The organism is Streptomyces sp. NRRL WC-3549, assembly GCF_000721935.1.
GTDB lineage: Bacteria > Actinomycetota > Actinomycetes > Streptomycetales > Streptomycetaceae > Streptomyces.
Map to the genome: position 1 here is coordinate 110,957 of NZ_KL585387.1, position 2,717 is coordinate 113,673.

The 2,717-nt window shown below is 74.5% G+C and carries 5 protein-coding genes; all 5 read left to right on the top strand.

Features of this window, described 5'->3' with window-relative positions:
- A partial coding sequence (locus tag IH13_RS0105840; RefSeq protein WP_031081594.1) for an EamA family transporter occupies positions 1–348 on the top strand: 348 nt, incomplete at its 5' end.
- Positions 323–499, top strand: coding sequence for a hypothetical protein (locus tag IH13_RS43850; protein WP_199814605.1), 177 nt, complete (start codon positions 323–325; stop codon positions 497–499). The genes IH13_RS0105840 and IH13_RS43850, both read left to right, overlap by 26 nt.
- A gap of 67 nt (positions 500–566) precedes the next feature.
- On the top strand, positions 567–713 hold the full coding sequence (locus IH13_RS43335) for a hypothetical protein (protein ID WP_158791057.1): 147 nt from the start codon (positions 567–569) through the stop codon (positions 711–713).
- A 171-nt stretch (positions 714–884) separates the two neighbouring features.
- Positions 885–1,694 carry a TIGR03084 family metal-binding protein gene (locus tag IH13_RS0105855; RefSeq protein ID WP_031081597.1) on the top strand — a complete coding sequence of 270 codons (810 nt, stop codon included), beginning with the start codon at positions 885–887 and terminating at the stop codon, positions 1,692–1,694.
- On the top strand, positions 1,691–2,717 hold a 1,027-nt coding region (locus IH13_RS36825), incomplete at its 3' end, for an acyclic terpene utilization AtuA family protein (protein ID WP_031081599.1). The genes IH13_RS0105855 and IH13_RS36825, both read left to right, overlap by 4 nt.

Here is a 2,717-nt window from a genome sequence, read left to right on the forward strand (position 1 = left end):
ATCATGGAGTCCGGCCCCAAGCTGGTGGTCCCGTCCACCCTGGGGCTGGGCGCGGCCGTGGCGCTGCTGAGCTCGGTCCTCCCGTACACCCTGGAGCTCATGGCCCTGCGCCGTCTCCCCGAGCCCACCTTCGCGGTCCTGATGAGCCTGGAACCGGCGATCGCGGCCTTGGCCGGCTTCCTCATCCTCGACCAGGCCCTCTCGACGACCGACGCCCTGGCGATCGCCCTGGTGATCGGCGCCAGCATGGGCGCGGTGCGGGCCACGGTCGGGGGAGGCACGATGGAGAAGGGGACGAAGAGCCGAGGAAGGAGGCCTGCCCGTGGGAACCGAGAAGGCCACCGATGAGTACGACGGGCTGTACGCCCACACGCCCTCGCAGGCCGAGGGCGAACGCGACGACGACGCCACGGAACGCGGCCGGGCGGCCGGGACCGAGACCCGTCCCGACACCCCGAGGACCCAGCCGTCCCAGGCCGAGGGCGACCGGGCCGAGTAGCGGAACCCAGGCGTCGAAGGGCAGGACGCGGGAGGCGGAGAGGCCGGGCGGCAAAGGTGGTCGCCCGGTGGTCCCGCCGGTCGAGCGTGCGGAGCCGGTCGGTTCGGCGGTCGGTTCGGCGGCGGTCCGCCAGGACGACGCCCACGTTGTCCGCCAGGTCGAGCCGCAGCCCCTCGTACTCCTGCCGCACCTGAGGAGCGGCCGCGAGATCTGAGGGTCCCGGGGTCGGCCGGGCGGGCGGTCCTGACCGTCGGCCGTCCGGGAGCTGCCTCCATGATCTGGGCCCGGCAGGTCGGCCTCCAAAAATCATGCAAGCATGCTTGATTGTTTTCCGGCGCGCTGGCATGCTCCGGGGCACACCGCCACGCCCCGAGGGGAGCGCACCGTGCCCGATGCATCGGCCGTGACCGCCGCCGTGCTCGACGACCTGCGTCAGGAGAGCGAGGAGCTGGACCTGCTGGTCGCCGGCGCGAGCGCCAAGGAGTGGGCCGCGCCGACCCCCGCCGAGGGCTGGACCGTCGCCCACCAGATCGCCCACCTGTACTGGACCGACACGGTCGCACTGACCGCCGTCACCGAGCCCGAGGCCTTCCCCGCCGAGGTCGAGAAGGCGCTCGCCCGCCCGGAGACCTTCGTCGACGAGGCGGCCGGGGAGATCGTGGCGCTGCTGCCCGTGGAGGAGCTGCTCGCCCGGTGGCGGGAGGGAAGAGCCCGGCTCCAGGAGGCATTGCGGGCCGCGCCGCCCGGTACGAGGCTCCCCTGGTACGGGCCGCCCATGGGCGTCGCCTCGATGGCCACCGCGCGGCTGATGGAGACCTGGGCGCACGGCCAGGACGTCGCCGACGCGCTCGGCGCGCACCGGCGGCCGACCTCCCGGCTGCGGCATGTGGCCCGGATCGGTGTACGGGCCCGGGACCACGCCTACGCCGTACGCGGTGAACAGCCGCCCCTTTGGCCCTTCCGGGTCGAACTCAGGGGCCTGGAGGGCGAGACGGTGGTGTACGGGCCGCAGGACGCCGCCCAGCGGGTCACCGGCCCCCTGCTCGACTTCTGCCTGCTGGTCACCCGGCGCGCCCACCGCGACGACCTCGCCCTGACGGCCGTGGGGCCCGACGCCGACCGGTGGCTGGACATCGCCCAGGCCTTCGCCGGTCCGGCGGGAGCGGGGCGCGCCCCGAAAAAGGGCGAGCGATGACGGCGCCGCTGCGGATCGGCAACGCGTCCGGCTTCTACGGCGACCGCTTCGACGCCGTACGCGAGATGCTCACCGGCGGCCCGCTCGACGTCCTGACCGGGGACTACCTCGCCGAACTCACCCTGCTGATCCTGGGCCGCGGCCGGCTCAAGGACCCCGCACGCGGGTACGCCTCCACCTTCCTGCGGCAACTGGAGGAGAACCTCCACCTCGCCCACGAGCGGGGCGTCAGGATCGTCACCAACGCCGGGGGGCTCAATCCGGCCGGACTCGCCGACGCCGTACGGGAGATCGCGGAGAAGGCCGGGCTGCCCGTACGCGTCGCCCACGTCGAGGGCGACGCCCTCCCGGTCCCCGAGGGGTGTCTCACCGCCAACGCCTACCTCGGCGGCGCCGGGATCGCCGCCTGTCTGCGGGCCGGGGCCGACATCGTCGTCACCGGGCGCGTCACCGACGCCGCCCTGGTCACCGGGCCCGCCGCCGCGCACTTCGGCTGGGGGCCCGACGACCTGGACGCGCTGGCGGGGGCGGTCGTCGCGGGGCACGTGCTGGAGTGCGGTACGCAGGCCACCGGGGGCAACTACGCGTTCTTCCGGGACCACGACGTCCGCCGCCCCGGCTTCCCCCTCGCCGAGATCCACGCGGACGGGACCGGTGTCGTCACCAAACACGACGGCACGGGCGGCGTCGTGGACCTCGGCACGGTCACCGCCCAGTTGCTGTACGAGACCTCGGGCGCGCGGTACGCCGGCCCCGACGTCACCGCCCGGCTCGACACCGTGACCCTCACCCCGGACGGGCCCGACCGGGTGCGGATCAGCGGGGTACGCGGCGAGGCGCCGCCCCCCACGCTGAAGACCGGGCTGACCCGGCTCGGCGGCTGGCGCAACGAGGTCGTCTTCGTGCTGACCGGCCTCGACGTCGAGGCCAAGGCACGGCTCGTACAGGACCAGTTCGCCGACGCCCTCGCCCGTGCGGGGCGGGCCCCCGCCGACGTGCGGTGGGAGCTGGCCCGCACCGACC